The organism is Actinoplanes octamycinicus (genome assembly GCF_014205225.1).
Taxonomy (GTDB): Bacteria; Actinomycetota; Actinomycetes; order Mycobacteriales; family Micromonosporaceae; genus Actinoplanes; species Actinoplanes octamycinicus.
This window is the reverse complement of sequence record NZ_JACHNB010000001.1, coordinates 6,599,601-6,614,304: the sequence shown is the minus strand read 5'-3', so window position 1 is coordinate 6,614,304 and position 14,704 is coordinate 6,599,601. Positions and strand designations below refer to the sequence as shown.

The 14,704-nt window shown below is 72.2% G+C and carries 16 protein-coding genes and 1 pseudogene; 9 read left to right on the top strand and 8 right to left on the bottom strand.

Annotated elements, in window-relative coordinates:
• Positions 1 to 8: 8 nt before the first annotated feature.
• A complete protein-coding gene (locus BJY16_RS29415; RefSeq protein WP_185042795.1) occupies positions 9 to 2,015 on the bottom strand; it encodes an NADPH-dependent 2,4-dienoyl-CoA reductase in 2,007 nt (668 codons plus the stop codon).
• Positions 2,016 to 2,070: 55 nt separating this feature from the next.
• Here BJY16_RS29415 and BJY16_RS29410 point away from each other — a divergent pair, with 55 nt between their 5' ends.
• On the top strand, positions 2,071 to 2,568 hold the full coding sequence (locus BJY16_RS29410; RefSeq protein ID WP_345492826.1) for an SbtR family transcriptional regulator: 498 nt from the start codon (positions 2,071 to 2,073) through the stop codon (positions 2,566 to 2,568).
• On the opposite strand, the gene BJY16_RS29405 is transcribed toward BJY16_RS29410, so the two are convergent.
• Positions 2,558 to 3,400 carry a sulfotransferase domain-containing protein gene (locus tag BJY16_RS29405; RefSeq protein WP_239177911.1) on the bottom strand — a complete coding sequence of 281 codons (843 nt, stop codon included), beginning with the start codon at positions 3,398 to 3,400 and terminating at the stop codon, positions 2,558 to 2,560. The two genes, BJY16_RS29410 and BJY16_RS29405, sit on opposite strands and share 11 nt — an antisense overlap.
• Before the next feature lie 147 nt (positions 3,401 to 3,547).
• On the opposite strand from BJY16_RS29405, the gene BJY16_RS29400 reads away from it, so the two are divergent.
• Both BJY16_RS29400 and BJY16_RS29395 read left to right on the top strand, forming a co-directional pair.
• Positions 3,548 to 4,516: a hypothetical protein gene (locus BJY16_RS29400; protein ID WP_185042792.1), complete on the top strand. Its 969-nt coding sequence runs from the start codon at positions 3,548 to 3,550 to the stop codon at positions 4,514 to 4,516.
• A gap of 40 nt (positions 4,517 to 4,556) precedes the next feature.
• Positions 4,557 to 4,964 (top strand): YkvA family protein, encoded by a 408-nt coding sequence (locus tag BJY16_RS29395; protein WP_185042791.1) that lies wholly within the window; start codon positions 4,557 to 4,559, stop codon positions 4,962 to 4,964.
• Between the two features lie 78 nt (positions 4,965 to 5,042).
• Here BJY16_RS29395 and BJY16_RS29390 read toward each other — a convergent pair.
• A pseudogene (locus BJY16_RS29390) lies at positions 5,043 to 5,628 on the bottom strand (transposase family protein); the annotation flags it as partial.
• 379 nt (positions 5,629 to 6,007) lie between these two features.
• On the opposite strand from BJY16_RS29390, the gene BJY16_RS29385 reads away from it, so the two are divergent.
• Complete coding sequence (locus BJY16_RS29385; protein ID WP_185042790.1) at positions 6,008 to 6,244, top strand: response regulator; 237 nt, start codon at positions 6,008 to 6,010, stop codon at positions 6,242 to 6,244.
• A 150-nt stretch (positions 6,245 to 6,394) separates the two neighbouring features.
• Positions 6,395 to 6,931, top strand: coding sequence for an RICIN domain-containing protein (locus BJY16_RS29380; protein ID WP_185042789.1), 537 nt, complete (start codon positions 6,395 to 6,397; stop codon positions 6,929 to 6,931).
• Between the two features lie 71 nt (positions 6,932 to 7,002).
• Here the strand turns inward: BJY16_RS29380 and BJY16_RS29375 are convergent, their stop codons facing one another.
• From BJY16_RS29375 to BJY16_RS29365, 3 genes are all read right to left on the bottom strand, one after another.
• On the bottom strand, positions 7,003 to 7,149 hold the full coding sequence (locus BJY16_RS29375) for a hypothetical protein (RefSeq protein ID WP_239177912.1): 147 nt from the start codon (positions 7,147 to 7,149) through the stop codon (positions 7,003 to 7,005).
• 118 nt (positions 7,150 to 7,267) lie between these two features.
• Complete coding sequence (locus tag BJY16_RS29370; protein WP_185042788.1) at positions 7,268 to 7,864, bottom strand: cadmium resistance transporter; 597 nt, start codon at positions 7,862 to 7,864, stop codon at positions 7,268 to 7,270.
• A 20-nt stretch (positions 7,865 to 7,884) separates the two neighbouring features.
• Positions 7,885 to 8,565 (bottom strand): IMP cyclohydrolase, encoded by a 681-nt coding sequence (locus BJY16_RS29365; protein WP_203759231.1) that lies wholly within the window; start codon positions 8,563 to 8,565, stop codon positions 7,885 to 7,887.
• A gap of 46 nt (positions 8,566 to 8,611) precedes the next feature.
• On the opposite strand from BJY16_RS29365, the gene BJY16_RS29360 reads away from it, so the two are divergent.
• Genes BJY16_RS29360 through BJY16_RS29345 form a run of 4 tightly spaced genes read left to right on the top strand, consistent with a single transcriptional unit; the run spans position 8,612 to position 13,080 of the window.
• On the top strand, positions 8,612 to 9,595 hold the full coding sequence (locus BJY16_RS29360; RefSeq protein ID WP_185042787.1) for an SMP-30/gluconolactonase/LRE family protein: 984 nt from the start codon (positions 8,612 to 8,614) through the stop codon (positions 9,593 to 9,595).
• A gap of 49 nt (positions 9,596 to 9,644) precedes the next feature.
• Positions 9,645 to 10,178: a PadR family transcriptional regulator gene (locus BJY16_RS29355; RefSeq protein ID WP_185042786.1), complete on the top strand. Its 534-nt coding sequence runs from the start codon at positions 9,645 to 9,647 to the stop codon at positions 10,176 to 10,178.
• The gene (locus tag BJY16_RS29350) at positions 10,175 to 10,858 is read left to right on the top strand and encodes an ABC transporter ATP-binding protein (protein ID WP_185042785.1); all 684 of its coding nucleotides are present in this window, start codon (positions 10,175 to 10,177) and stop codon (positions 10,856 to 10,858) included. The genes BJY16_RS29355 and BJY16_RS29350 overlap by 4 nt, the downstream gene beginning before the upstream one ends.
• On the top strand, positions 10,855 to 13,080 hold the full coding sequence (locus BJY16_RS29345; protein ID WP_185042784.1) for an FtsX-like permease family protein: 2,226 nt from the start codon (positions 10,855 to 10,857) through the stop codon (positions 13,078 to 13,080). The genes BJY16_RS29350 and BJY16_RS29345 overlap by 4 nt, the downstream gene beginning before the upstream one ends.
• A 178-nt stretch (positions 13,081 to 13,258) precedes the next feature.
• Here the strand turns inward: BJY16_RS29345 and BJY16_RS29340 are convergent, their stop codons facing one another.
• Both BJY16_RS29340 and BJY16_RS29335 read right to left on the bottom strand, forming a co-directional pair.
• Positions 13,259 to 13,639 carry an STAS domain-containing protein gene (locus tag BJY16_RS29340; RefSeq protein ID WP_185042783.1) on the bottom strand — a complete coding sequence of 127 codons (381 nt, stop codon included), beginning with the start codon at positions 13,637 to 13,639 and terminating at the stop codon, positions 13,259 to 13,261.
• A 92-nt stretch (positions 13,640 to 13,731) separates the two neighbouring features.
• Positions 13,732 to 14,688: a hypothetical protein gene (locus BJY16_RS29335; protein WP_185042782.1), complete on the bottom strand. Its 957-nt coding sequence runs from the start codon at positions 14,686 to 14,688 to the stop codon at positions 13,732 to 13,734.
• Positions 14,689 to 14,704: the final 16 nt, after the last annotated feature.

The following is a 14,704-nucleotide window of genomic DNA, read 5'->3' as shown; positions in this document are numbered from 1 at the left end:
GCTTGTCCCTAGATAGACGCGGCGAGCTCGGTCGCCTGCTTGATCGCCCGCTTGGCGTCGAGTTCGGCGGCCACGTCGGCGCCGCCGATGACGTGCACGGTGACGCCGCGTTCCCGCAGCGGCTCCGCCAGCTCGCGCACCGAGGTCTGCCCGGCGCACAGCACCACGGTGTCGACCGCGAGCACCTGTTCCTTGTCACCGACGGTGAGGTGCAGGCCCTCGTCGTCGATCCGCCGGTACTCGACGCCGCGCAGCATCGTCACCCCGGAGTCCTTGAGCGTCGTCCGGTGCACCCAGCCGGTGGTCTTGCCGAGGTCCTTGCCGAGCGCGGTGGTCTTGCGCTGCAGCAGGTGGACCTGGCGCCGCGCCTCGACCTTCACCTTGGTGGCCAGCCCGCCCGGTGCGGTCTCCGGGTCGGTCACGCCCCAGCGCCGCATCCAGTCGTCGAGCGGCTCGTGCGGCTCGTGCAGCAGGAACTCGCCGACGTCGAACCCGATCCCGCCGGCCCCGATGATCGCCACCCGGTCGCCGGCCGGCGCGCCGTCGATCAGCTGCTGGTAGGTCAGCACCTTCGGGTGGTCGACGCCGGGGATCTCCGGGATCCGCGGCCGCACCCCGGTCGCGATCACCACCTCGTCGAACCCGGCGAGGTCGTCCACGGTCGCCCGGGTACCGAGCCGCAGCGTCACCCCGCGCACGTCGATCATGTGCCGGTAGTAGTCCAGCGTCCGGGCGAACTCCTCCTTGCCGGGCACCCGCGCGGCCAGCTTGAACTGCCCGCCGATCTGGTCGGCCGCCTCGAAGAGCGTCACCCGGTGCCCCCGCCCGGCCAGCTCGATCGCCGCGGCCAGACCGGCCGGTCCGGCACCGGCCACAGCAAGATCTTTTACCGTACGGGTGGGCAGCAGCACCAGCTCGGTCTCCCGCCCCGACCGGGGGTTGAGCAGGCAGGACGCCCGCTGGTTCTGGAACGTGTGGTCCAGGCAGGCCTGGTTGCAGGCGATGCACGTGATGATCTCGCGCTCCCGCCCCTCGGCGGCCTTGACCACCCACTCGGCGTCGGCGAGCAGCGGCCGGGCCATCGACACCAGGTCGGCCTCCCCGGCGGCGAGGATCTGCTCGGCGGCCTCCGGCCGGTTGATCCGGTTGGAGGCGACGACCGGGACGCTCACCTCCTTGCGCAGCTTCCCGGTCACCCAGGCGAAGGCGCCCGGCGGCACCGAGGTGACGATGGTCGGCACCCGGGCCTCGTGCCAGCCGATCCCGGTGTTGAACAGCGAGACCCCGGCGGTCTGCAGCTCCCGGGCCAGCTCGACGGTCTCCGCCCAGCTCTGCGCGTTGTCCACCAGGTCGAGCAGGCTGATCCGGTACTGCACGATGAAGTCGTCGCCGACCGCGTCCCGGGTGCGGCGGACCACCTCGATCGGGAAGCGCATCCGCTTGGCGGCCGAGCCACCCCAGGCGTCGGTGCGGTCGTTGGTGCGGGCGGCGAGGAACTGGTTGATCAGGTAGCCCTCGGAGCCCATGATCTCGACGCCGTCGTAACCGGCCCGTTTCGCCAGCCGGGCGGCCCGGGCGAAGCTGTTCACGGTCCGCTCCACCTGCCGGGTCGACAGGGCGCGCGGGCGGAACGGGGTGATCGGCGACTTCCGGCTCGAGGCGCCCTGGGTGAACGGGTGGTAGCCGTACCGCCCGGCGTGCAGCACCTGGAGCAGGATCTTGCCGTCGTGCTCGTGCACCGCGTCGGTGACGACCCGGTGCGCGTCCGCGTGCCGCCCGGTGGTCATCCGGCTGGCGAACGGGGCCAGCCAGCCCCGCCAGGTCGGCGCGTAGCCGCCGGTGACCATCAGCCCGACCCCGCCCTTGGCCCGCTCGCCGAAGTAGGCGGCGAGTTTCGGCAGGTCGCTGAGGCGGTCCTCGAGCTTGGTGTGCATCGACCCCATGACCACGCGGTTACGCAGCACCGTGTGGCCGAGGTCCAGCGGGCTCAGCAACGTCGGATAGCGGCTCGTCATGACGGCGACTATACAAACAGTTGCATACTAAAGAAAGTGACTATGCCGCCGCGTGATGCTGACCGTTGACCGGCGGGACGATCGTCGCCCGGCTCACCGCGTCCACCTCGTCGGCGATGTCGAAGTGCCGCTCGGCGAGCAAACCGTCGACGAAGGCCCGCGCCATCGGGCTGGGCATCGCCGCCCACTGGGCGAGCCGCGAGCCGGGCGGCGAGAGCCGGAGACCGCGTTCTTCACGTTCTTCACCCGGATCGTCGCGGACGCGGGGAGCAAGAAGGCGCTGACCGACGCCCTGCGGCACGCCGGCGTCGACGTCAAGGAAGGGCAGGAGGACCAGCGGGGCCGGATGCGGGCGACGCTGCAGCGGCTGCTGCGGGACGGGCAGGCGGCCGGCGTGATCCGGGAGGACGTGGGGATGCCCGAGGTACTGGCGCTGCTGCGGGGCGCGAGCATGGCAGCGGAGACCGGGGACTATCCGGAGTCGACCCTCGACCGGTCGTTGACGGTTCTGTTCGACGGGCTGCGCTCACGGCGTACCGGAATCAGCTCCTGATCGTGGATCCGTGGTGCAGCCAGTCGACGCAGCCGGGGGCGGCCAGCGCACGCACCGCCATGTCGTAGGCGGCCTGGTCGTCGTCGGTGAGCAGGTCGCGCCACTGGCCGGACCGGCCGGAGCGGAAGAACGCCTCGTTGCTGGTGAACAGGCCGAGCTGCTCGTCCGGCGCCAGCTCGCCGGCCCGGGACCGCATCGCGTCGAAGCCGGCCGCGGCGACCAGCGCCGGCCACTCCCGCTCCGGGACGGCGATGCCCAGCCGGTCGGCGATCCGGCGCATCTCGCCGTCCAGGTCGCGGGTCAGGTCGGCGTGGTGGGCCAGCAGCACCGCGGGGTCGTCGCGGCGCTCCCAGGCCTGCCCGAGGTGGTGCACCAGACCGGGCAGCGAGTCCTGGAACCACTGCAGCACCCGCTCCCGGTCGCCGGGCGGCCGGGACGCCGCCCGGCCGCTGCCGGGCAGCAGCCGGTGGATGACCTCGGCGTCCAGGTTGCGCCGGTGGTGGTTCATCGACACGGCGACGTCGCGCGGGTCCCGGCCGACCACCAGGTAGGTCACATCGGAGCGCCACGGCAGCCCGTCCAGCGGCGTGTGCGTCTTGATGAACCGCCGGTGGCGCTGCGCCGCGAGCGTGCCGGACACCTCGTCGACCGGCCGCAGGCACATGTCCAGCCAGGGCGACAGGCTGGTCAGCGGGCCGGGCAGGGCCGGGGTCCGGAAGATCAGCAGGGCGCAGATCATCTGCATCCAGGTGGTGCCGCACTTCGACGGCGCACTGATCACGATGTCCCCGGGCCGCAGCGCGAAGCCCTGCCACCGCGTGCTGTCGTTCAATCCGTGGCGATACACGACCGGTGATCCACTCCCCATCGAGTGACAGTACCGTCCCGGCGCTGCCCCGGCCTTGCCGCGCTCCACCTGCTCCGGGTGGAGCCGCTAATCGCCTCGCCGGAGCCCACGGCGCTGACTACGCTGCCGGGCGTGGGATATCGGCCGCGCGACCGTGAACAGGCGATCGAGCTGACCCTGGAGCTGCTCGCCACCGGCCGGGTCCGCGGGATCCCGCCCGCGCACCGACCGGCCGAGCTGGAGCAGCGGATCGGGCCGCCGGGCGACGAGGGCATCCTCGGCTTCTCCGGCAACCTGCTGCGCGACTGGGGACTGCTCGAGGCGTACTACGAGCGCGAGCACCGAGACGCGCTCTGGCACGGCACGCTCCTGATGGGCCAGCTGCACCGGATGCCCAAACCGCTGAAGTGGCGGCCGATCGCCCACGAGCTGCGCCGGCTCGGCTACGAGATCGTGCCGGTGCCGCAGCCCGGCCTGGAGGACCAGTACTTCCGGGTCGCCGAGTCACAGTCCCAGGCGATCGTGAACGGCCGGGACACCGGCCGCCGCTGGCCGCGCGGCCACCTCGCGAAGATCTCCGCCGCCGACTGGCTGCCGCTGGGCGAGTCGTTCGACCGCCGCGCCTTCCACGCCGTCCACCGTGGCGTCTACGCGAGCGTCGCGAAACAGGCCCCGCCGCGCCGGAAACCCGGCGCGGACTGGTTCCGGATGGCGCACGCCGCCGTCCACACGGTCGCGGCCGAGCATCCGTCCCACACCGGCCGGGCGTCCGCCTTCCACGACTGGCTGCTCGCCGAGGAACCGCCCGTGCCGCCCGCCGAACACGCCCTGACGCTGGCCCGGTGCGCGGCCGGCACCCCGCTCGGCGAGCACTCCGCCGACGAGCTGATCCGCGGATGCCTCGCGGTGCTGCCGCTCACCCGCGAGGCGGCCCGGGCGTTGCCGACCGCCTGGCGTGAGATCGCCCCGGCGGACGTCCACCGGGTCAAGCTGACCCGCGCGCTGCTCCAGGCCGCCAACGGGCTGCGCGCCCGGGCCACCGAGCCCGGCCTGCTCACCGAGCTGTCCGCTTGGGACGATCTGCTGCCCGGTCTCGGCTGAATCGAGGAACGACCGCCGGGGGTCCGGGAGAGGATGAGGCATGGACTGGTGGTGGCAGACCCTGATCGGCGTCGGTGTGGCCCTCCTGCTCGCCTGGATCGCGCTGCTGATCGCCCTGCTCGCCGCCACACCCGGCAAGGCGCAGCTCACCGAGGCCCTCCGCCTGCTCCCCGACCTGCTGCGGCTGCTGCGCCGGCTGGCCGCCGACCGCACCCTGCCGCGCGGCGTGCGGATCCGGCTCGGGCTGCTGATCGGCTATCTCGCGGTCCCGTTCGACCTGATCCCGGACTTCATCCCGGTGCTCGGCTACGCCGACGACGCGATCATCGTGGTCGCGGTGCTGCGCTCCACGGTCCGCCGGGCCGGCCTGGACGCGGTCCGCCGGCACTGGCCGGGCTCCGACGACGGCTTCGCCGCCCTCAGCCGTCTCACCGGCCTGCACCGCTGACCGCAACGCCCGCTCCGGCTCAACCCTTCCGGTACGACCGGAGCCCCGCTCTTAGCGTCCCAGGGCGAGCGGCTCCCGGCGTACCGGCCCCCGGGCGCCTTGGTAGGCCTTGTCGGCGAACGTCACTACTTTCGCCCTGGTCAGCGCATCGATGATCTGGTGGGTGCGGGCCGCGGTCAGGTTATGGGTCGAGCCCGGCAGCGCGGCGGAGGCCCAGATCAGCCGACCTGCCCGAGCGGCGATGACCTGCACGTTCACGCCGAGCCGGCGGTGTTTGCCGGAGAAGTGGGGCTTCCGGTCGGCGACCCGATCGATCGGGATCAGCGTGCCGTCGAGGATGGCGTAGGCCAGCAGCCGCGACCCTGCTCATGACGGTGTTCAGGTCGTCAACGGTAGCCGAGAGCAGGTCGATGGCCTCGCGGACGTAGCGCCAGGCTGTCGTCAGGCCGATCTCGAAACCGCAGGCGAGCCGGGCCGAGGTGTCGCCGTTACGCAGGTGAGCCAGGGCGAGCAGGGCTTGCCGGCCCGGGTCGAGGTGCCGCCACCTTGAGCGCTTCTTGTCACGGTGAGCTCGGATGAGGCACGCGAGGTGGTTCAGGCTGCGAATGGACAACGGAATCGCGGGAGGGGTAAGACAGCACAGCGAGGCTCCCGGTTGGGGCATCGGATCTTGGTCGACTGCTGTCTTGCCGGGAGCCTCGTCCTATGTCGACACCAGCTCTCCACCCCAGCTGTGACCTGCACCGTCACGATGAAATGGCTCAGTGAGTGTTGCCGGAACTCCGGCTGCGCAATCGACGCGCACGGCTGGAAGGATGCACTGTCGTTCACCGACAACGACTGTTCGGCGTCTCGGCACGCAACGAAGGAACGCGAGGAGTTCCCGAATCTGATTGAAGCCAGGCGAGGCCGGTCAGGTGACGTGCTGTTGGTCTGGAGATCTCCCGCAACCAGCGTGAGCTTGCGGTGTACGTGTAGATGCGGGATATCTGCGCGAAGGTCGGCGTGAACTTCTGGCTGGTCCGGTCGTCAGCGACATCGACGTGCCGCGCCTAACCGGCGTCGAACTCTGCCGGACGATCCGCGCGGACCCGGCGACCGCCACCCTCCCGGTCAGCTTCGTCAGCGGCAGCCTCGTCCTCGGCAACTCCCGGCCGGTCGACGCGCAGGCCACGGCCATCCTGTGCAAACCGTTCAAACCGGCGGAGCTCATCGCCTGTCTCGACAAGGCTCTCGCCGCGGGCCACGAACCGGGCCAACCGCCCACCCAGTGCCCCTGAAATCTTCATTTCGGATGATAATTTGATGCTTTAACCCGCTGTCATCGTATTAATGCATTGTCATCGCGCTTTGTTGATGTCGGGCAGCAGGATTTCGCCGACGCTTCTAGGATCCGAACATCCACATGCCTCGACGAATTGAGGAACGTCATGCTGATCAAACGCATCGCACGGGCGATAATCGCGATCATGATAGTCGGCGGAGGGACTGTCGCGATCGGAGCCCAGCCGGCATCGGCCAACAACGGGCCACTAAACAGCTCACACCGGGCGGCGATCATCGGCAAGGCCTCCGGCCGCTGCCTCGACGTCAAGAACGGCGACACCGTGGGCAACGGCGCCCGCCTGCAGCTGTGGGACTGCAACGGCAGCTACAACCAGGGCTTCTCGAACCAGTCGATCTACAAGATCCAGACACGCAAGTGGTATGACAAATGCCTGGACGTCGTCGGCGGCAACCCGAACGACGGCGCGCGAATCCAGCAATACGACTGCAACTACAACGCCCAGCAGGATTTCTCGTTCGTCTTCGTGTACAACGACGGCGTGCACGACCTCTACCAGATTCAGACGACCTTCGGCAAATGCCTGGACGCGACGAACTACGGCACCGCGAACGGCACGCCGATTCAGCAGTACTACTGCTTCCCGTCCCACCCCGCGCAGCAGCTCTGGTGGGTTCGCTGAGCCGCTCGCCTACGTGTTCCCCGACCGCGACCCGCGCTCCGCGGGCCGCGGGCCGCGGTCGGCCGCCACGGTCAGCGCTTCGCGGCGGCCAGCGCCTCGCGCACCACCTGCGCGCTCGCCGGAGTGCCGGGCACCACGCCGTACGTGCCGTAAGGGGTCACGTAGACCGGGGTGTCCCGCTGGGTCCGTACCGGGAGCCTCGTCCTATGTCGACTCACACGATCTGTCCCTGCCGTGACCTGCATCGTCACGATGAAAATGGCTCAATGTCAGTCAGCTCATAGCGGCGGATCACGCCGTACCTCATCCACGGTCATGATCCGTTGAAGACACCGCCTAGAGGCCGAAGGCGCCGCCCTCGACCAGGATGAGCAGACCGATCCCGATCAACACCACCGGCAGCAGCACATGCCCCCAGCGGCTGAGCGCCTTCGCGATCACCGGCCGGGTGGCGAAGAACCGGCCGGCCACCACCCAGACGGCGACCAGGAGCAGGAAGACGGTCACGTAGACGGTCATCCCGCCGGCCCCCGCGGTCGCGAGGACCGGCACGTAGACGCCGATGTTGTCGCCGCCATTGGCGAAGGTCACCGCGGCGACCTCCAGGCTCTTCGGCCCCTCCGCGCGCGCCTCCGCCCGCTCCTCGTCGTCGCGCCGGTGCCGCCAGGCCTGGATCCCCGCCTTGATCCCGAGCGCGAGCGGCAGCAACCCGAGGTACGGGATGGCCGCCTCGGGCAGGAACGTCGCCCCGAACGCGGCCGCCGCGGCGACCACCAGGATCCCGGCGAAACCGAGATACTGACCGATCATGATCGTGCGGAAGGTGTGCCGCTGCCCGGCGCCCTGGGCGAAGAACAGCGCCAGCACCAGGATGTCGTCGATGTTGGTGACGGCGAACAGGCCCACCGCCTGGCCGACGATCCCGAGGCTCACGATGCGATCACCGCACGATCCTAGGGGGCGTGCCGCAGCACCGCGGCGATGCCGGCGCGGGGCGACAGTTGCGCCGCGGCGACCCGGAACTCCGGGTCGAGGGCGGACCACACCAGGTCGAGGAGTTCGTCGCCGGTGGCGGCGGTGGTCGTCAGATCGAGGACGCGCGGCGCGGTGGTCACCTCGGTGCCGTCCGACGTGTAGGTGGTGAGCAGCGCGACGTCGCCGACCGCCAGGTCGCGCAGCGTGGTGACGGTGACGTCGGTGCTCTCCCGGCGGCCGCCGCCGCGCCGGGCCGCGCCCAGCCAGGCCGTCCCGTCACGACGGTCGACCACGACGGTGATCCGCGGCGTCCAGATCGGCGGGTCCGGCTCGTAGTCCAGCTCGTCGAGCGCCACGGCCGGGTGCGCGCCCGCGGACAGCCGCTCGAAGACCGTGGTCACCTGCTCGCCGTTGCCGAAGACGGTCCACCGGTCGTCGCTGTGCGCCGCCGTGTAGTGCCGCAGGCGGTCGTGCGCGTGCTCGCCGGTCGCCTCGACCCGGAGTTCGGCGTCGCCGGGCACGATCCGGCGCGCCTTCGACGACGGGCTGCGCCCGGTGAGCGCGTAGACGCCGGTCAGCTCACCGTCGCCGGTGCGCGCCAGCACCAGCACCCGGCCGGGGTAGCGGTTGACGGTCAGTGCCTCGCCGATGTCGCTCATCCCGCCATGATCACCTATTCGGCGGCCGGGGCCTACATTGAGGGTCATGACTCGACGCCTGCTGCAGCCCCGCTCCTGGACCCCGCCGCCGCTCGACGATCCCGGCCGCACCGCGCCCCTGCGGGTGCAGCGGCTGCTCCCGACCGGCGGCCGCGGCCCCGAGGACGTCGTCTTCGACCACGCCGGACGGATCGTCACCGGGCTCGGCGACGGCCGGATCGTCCGGATCGACCCGGCGACCGGCGAGCGGACCGTGCTGGCCGAGACCGGCGGCCGGCCGCTCGGGCTGCACCCGCGGGCCGACGGCGGGGTCCTGGTCTGCGACCACGATCGGGGACTTCTCGAGGTGCGCCCGGACGGCACCGTCCAGGTGCTGGCCGACACCGTGGACGGCGAGCCGCTCACCTTCGCCAGCAACGTGGTCGAGAGCCGGGACGGCACGATCTGGTTCACCACATCGACCAGCCGCTGGGATCTCGCCGACCACCTGGGTGACATCGTCGAGCACAGCTGCACCGGCCGGCTGGTGCGCCGCGACCCGGACGGCGCGGTCCGCACCGTGCTGCCGGAGTTGAAGTTCGGCAACGGCCTGGTGCTCACCCCGGACGAGTCGGCGCTGCTGGTGGCCGAGACGGCCGGCTACCGGATCCGGCGGCACCACCTGTCCGGCCCGGCGGCCGGGCGGACCGAGGTGCTGGTCGAGGGGCTGGCCGGCTTCCCGGACAACATGTGGCTGGGCAGTGACGGCCTGCTCTGGGTGGCGATCGCGGCGCCCCGGAACCCGCTGATCGACCGGCTGCTGCCCGGCCACGGCCTGCTCCGGACGCTGGTCTGGAACCTGCCCGAGGCGGTCCGCCCGAAGGCCGCCCCGATCGCCTGGGTGATGGCCTTCGACCTGGACGGCCGGCGGGTGCACGACCTGCGCGCCACCGACGGCTCGTACGGCTTCGTCACCTCGGTCGCCGAGCGCGACGGCGTCCTGGTGGCCGGCAGCCTGACCGCCACCGACATCGCCGTCCTCGCCTTGTAGAAACCGAGGGTATATACGCGACGTATACTCTGAGCGTGCAGTGGAACGCATGAGTGTTCCGCTGACCCTCCTCGGCCTGCTCGAGCGCGCCCCGAGCCACGGCTACGACCTCAAGCGCGACTACGACACCTTCTTCGGCGTCGGCAAGTCCCTGCCGTTCGGGCAGGTCTACGCGACGCTGAGCCGGCTCACCCGGGACGGCAAGGTGGTGATGGACGAGGTGGCGCCCGGCGAGGGGCCGGACCGCAAGCGCTACGTGATCACCGAGCAGGGCGCCACCGAGGTGGGTGCCTGGCTGGCCGACCCGGTCGCCCCGGAGCCGCACCTGCAGAGCGTGCTGTTCACCAAGGTGGTCCTGGCGCTGATGCTGGACCGGCCGGCCGAGAGCTACCTCGACGCCCAGCGCCAGGCGCACGTCGCCCGGATGCGCGAGCTGACCGCGCTGAAGCGCTCCGGCGGGCTGGTCGAGGCGCTGCTCGCCGACCACGGGCTGTTCCACCTGGAGGCCGACCTGCGGTGGATCGACACCACCTCGGCCCGGCTGGACGCCCTGCGTGCGCAGATCCGGCAGGTGAAGCCGTGACCGCCGCGCTCGCCGCCCGCGGCGTGGAGTTGTCCTTCGGCGCCACGCCGGCGCTGCGCGGCGCCGACCTGAGCGTCGCCGAGGGCGAGATCGTCGCGGTGATGGGCCCGAGCGGCTCCGGCAAGTCCACCCTGCTGCACTGCCTGGCCGGCATCCTCACCCCGGACGCCGGCGAGATCCACTTCGACGGCCGGCGGATCGACGACCTGAGCGAGACGGCCCGCAGCGAGCTGCGCCGCGACCGGTTCGGGTTCGTGTTCCAGTTCGGTCAGCTGGTGCCGGAGCTGTCCGCGGTGGAGAATGTCGCGCTGCCGCTGCTGCTGAGCGGGGTCCGCCGCGCCGCCGCCACCCGGCAGGCCGCCGAGTGGTTCGCCCGGCTCGGCCTGGACGGGCTGGAGGACCGCCGCTCCGGCGAGCTCTCCGGCGGCCAGGCGCAGCGGGTGGCCCTGGCCCGCGGGCTGGTCGCCCGGCCGCGGGTGCTCTTCGCCGACGAGCCGACCGGGGCGCTCGACTCGCTCACCGGTGAGCAGGTGATGGAGCTGCTGGTCGGGTCGGCGCGGGAGCAGGGCACCACCGTGGTGCTGGTGACCCACGAGGGGCGGGTCGCGGCGTACGCGGACCGGCTGGTCATGGTCCGCGACGGCCGGGTCACCACCCCGTCCGAGGTGACCCTCCGATGATCTCTCTCGGACTCCGCCTGGCCGTGGCCGGTGGCCGCGAGGCGCTCACCCGGCTGGTCGTGCTGGCCGCCGCGGTCGCACTCGGCGTCGGCATGCTGCTCGCCACGGTCGCCGGCATCCACGCGGTCAAGTCGCAGAACCTGCGCTACGCCTGGCTGAACAGCGGTGTCACCAGCGCGGCCACCGGTCCGGAGGCGCGTGACCCGGCGCTGTGGGTGATCCGCGAGGACTACTTCGACGGGCATCCGATGGCCCGCGTCGACGTGGCGGTCTCCGGCCCGGACGGCCCGGTGCCGCCCGGCCTGGCCGCCCTGCCCGGCCCCGGGGAGTACGTCGTCTCCCCCGCCCTGGACCGGCTGCTCCACGACCGCCCCGCCGACCAGTTGCGCGACCGCTATCCCGGGCGGCAGGCCGGCATCCTCGGCGACGCCGCGCTGCCCTCCCCCGACTCGCTGATCGTGATCGTCGGCGGCACCCGGGCGGAGGTGGGCCGGATCGACGGGGCCACCGAGATCACCCGGATGGTCACCGTCTCCCCGGACGAGTGCCGCGATTGCGTGGTCGGCCTCGGCTCGAACGGCATCGCGCTGACCCTGTCGGTGGTCGCCGCCGCCCTGCTCTTCCCACTGCTGATCTTCATCGGGACGGCCACCCGGCTCTCCGCCGCCCGCCGCGAGCAGCGCTTCGCCGCGATGCGGCTGGTCGGTGCCACGCCCCGGCAGATCACCCAGATCGCCGTCGTCGAGTCGGCGCTGGCCGCGGCGATCGGCACGGTCGCCGGGTTCGGGGTGTTCCTGCTGGCCCGGGCCGGGCTGGCCGGGATCCCGTTCACCGGCGAGGCGTTCTTCCCCGGCGACCTGTCGCTGACCCGCACCGACGTGCTGGTGGCGGGCTTCGGCGTCCCGCTGGCCGCCGCGGTCGCGGCCCGCGTCGCGCTGCGCCGGGTCCGGATCTCCCCGCTCGGCGTCAGCCGCCGGGTCACCCCGAAGCCGCCGCGGGCCTGGCGGGTGCTCCCGCTGCTGGCCGGGATCGCCGAGCTGGCCTATCTGGTCGGCAACCGGCCGCGAAGCACCGAGGGACAGCTGGTCGGCTACCTGTCCGGGATCCTGATCGTGATGACCGGGCTGATGATCGCCGGCCCGTGGCTCACCATGGCCAGCTCCCGGCTGCTCGCCCGCCGCGCCCGGCGCCCGGCCACGCTGATCGCCGGGCGGCGGCTGGCCGACGACCCGCGCGCCGGGTTCCGCGCGGTCAGCGGCCTGATGCTGGCCCTCTTCGTGACCAGCACCGCGACCGGCGTGATCACCGCGATCGTCGCCGAGCGCGGCAGCCACACCCCGGGCTCGGTCGGGCACGACATCGTCTCGGTGGCCACCTCGCCGGACGACACCGGCGTGCCGGCCGGCCGGGCGCCCGCGGTCGGCTACCAGATCCGGACCAATCCGGACCGGCGCCCGGAGGCGCACATCCAGATCGTGAACGACAAGGTGGTGGGCGGCCTCCCCGACCTGCCCGGGCTGATCTCGTGCGCCGACCTCGCCGCGATCGGCACGGCCGGCACCTGCCCGGCCGGCGCGGAGGTCGCCCAGGTCTTCCCCGACCTGACCGTGCCGCAGTTCCTCCCGGCCACCGCGGGCGGCCCCTCCTGGCCGGCCTCGACGCGGACCGCGGCCCAGCTCGCCGAGCTGAACGTGATCGACGTCGTGGTGCCGACCGACGGCACACCGGCCGCGATCGAACGCGCCCGGACCACGCTGGAGAGAGCCTTCCCGTACGGGAGGGCGGCGGCCACCGAGGCCGACTACGCGGGCGACTTCACCCGGCAGCTGAACCAGTTCCAGCGGCTCGCCGACGTGGTGATCGTGGCCAGCCTGGTGATCGCCGGGTGCAGCCTCGCGGTCAGCGTGACCGGCGGCCTCACCGAGCGGCAGCGCCCGTTCGCCATGCTCCGCCTGACCGGTGTCCGCCTGGCCGAGCTGCGCCGGGTGGTGGCGCTGGAGACCACGGTCCCGCTGCTGGCCGTCTCGGTCGTCGCGATCGGCGTCGGCTTCCTCGCCGCCCACCTGTTCCTGCGCTCCCAGATGGACTACCGCCTGCACTCCCCCGGCCCGGCCTACTACGTGATCGTCGGCGTCGGCCTGCTCGCCTCGATCGCGGTCGTCACCTCGACGATGCCGCTGCTCGCCCGGATGACCGGCCCGGCCGCCGCCCGCAACGAGTGACGACCGCGGGCACGCGCGAGGCCCGCTGCCCCTTCCGGTGGGTCCGCTTGCCGGTACGTCGTGACCGCTCCGCCCCGCGCCTCGTCGCAGGGCGGGCCCGGCCGCCGTCACCGCACCGGGCAGCGTGGCGGATCCCCGGCGCCGGCGCGCCGGTGAAGCGGGCTGGAGTCCGGAACGCCTACCGCTCCGGCAGCACCTCCACCGGACTCCCGAAGATCTCCAGCAGACCGGTGATCTCCAGCACCTGGTGGACGATCGGGCCGGCCGCGACGATCGACAGCCGGGACCCGGCCGCCTCGGCGAACTGCTGACAGCCGAGCAGGGCCCGGACACCGCCGGAGTCGAGGAACATCAGCCGGCCGGCGTCGAGCGCGATCGGCCGGCCGGGATGCTCGCGGACCAGCACGGTGATCGCCGCCAGCAGCCGGTCCGCTTCCACCCGGTCCAGCTCGCCGCCGAGGATCAGCGGCACCGGGCCGCCCGGCACGACGTCGCCGGCCTGCAGATGCAGCCGGAATGTCCCGGACACGCCGAGAGAGGTGTCGTCGCCGCTGCTCAAGGAACTCTCCCGCCGTGGTGGCTCTGCGGTCCCTCGCTGCTGAAGGCTGAACGCTGGTGCCCACCGTAACCCATGCCCGGCGGGCCGGGCTGTCAGCCGTCGATGCACCGGGACAGGTTCGCGATGCTGACCACCAGGGCGGTGAGGTAGGCGTCGATCCGCCAGGCGGTGACCACCACGCCGGCCAGCCGCGCGGTCAGCACCGGCAGCGGGACGACCGTGCCGCCGACCGCCCAGCCGAGCACCCGGGCGACCAGGTCGCCGAGCACGCCGCGGACGATGTCCCGGGTCAGCAGGATCAGGTCGCCGGCCGCCTTGGTGAGCACGGTCATCGCGGTCGAGGTGGCGGCCAGGCCGCGCAGGCCGACCACGTTGTTCCCCATGATCGCCAGGTAGGTGCGGACGTCGGCCCGGTCCCGGTCCGAGAAGTCGCGGTCCAGGCAGCGCTGCAGGTCGGCGGCGACCCGGTCCAGGTCGGCGGCCATCACCTTCCACTGGTCGGCCTGCTTGGCGACCACCTCCGGGGTGCCGGTCAGGTCGTCCAGCATCCGGCCCAGCTCCGGGATCCGGCCCACCACCCAGTCCAGTCCGCCGGCCCGCAGCAGCGCGTAGCCGTCCTCGACCGGCGCGGCGAACTCGGCGACCGGCGCCGCCTCGGCCAGCAGCGGCTCCACCCACTCCCGGCCGGCCACCGTCTCCAGCACGTCCGCGATGATCTCGGAGGCCCGATCCTCCATGGTGGCCGCGTCGTCGACCGGCATCCCGAGCATGGTGGCGAACCCCTGCGTCCCGTCGGCCACCCGGTGGAAGCCCTGGACGAACAGGACCAGCGTCTCCTCCAGATAGGCCACCAGCTCGCCGTGCCGGACCACCCGGTCGCCGAGCCCGCTCAGGATCCAGCCGCAGCGCGCCCCGAACGCCGCCTGGTCCCGCTCGAACTGCTGGACGTCCTCGCCGATCCGGCCGAGCCGGGCCCGCAGCACCGCCAGCCGGGCCGCGTGCACCCGAAACTGTCTCGCATCGATCGGCGGCTCGGCGGAGGGTGACACCCCAGCAACTTAACCC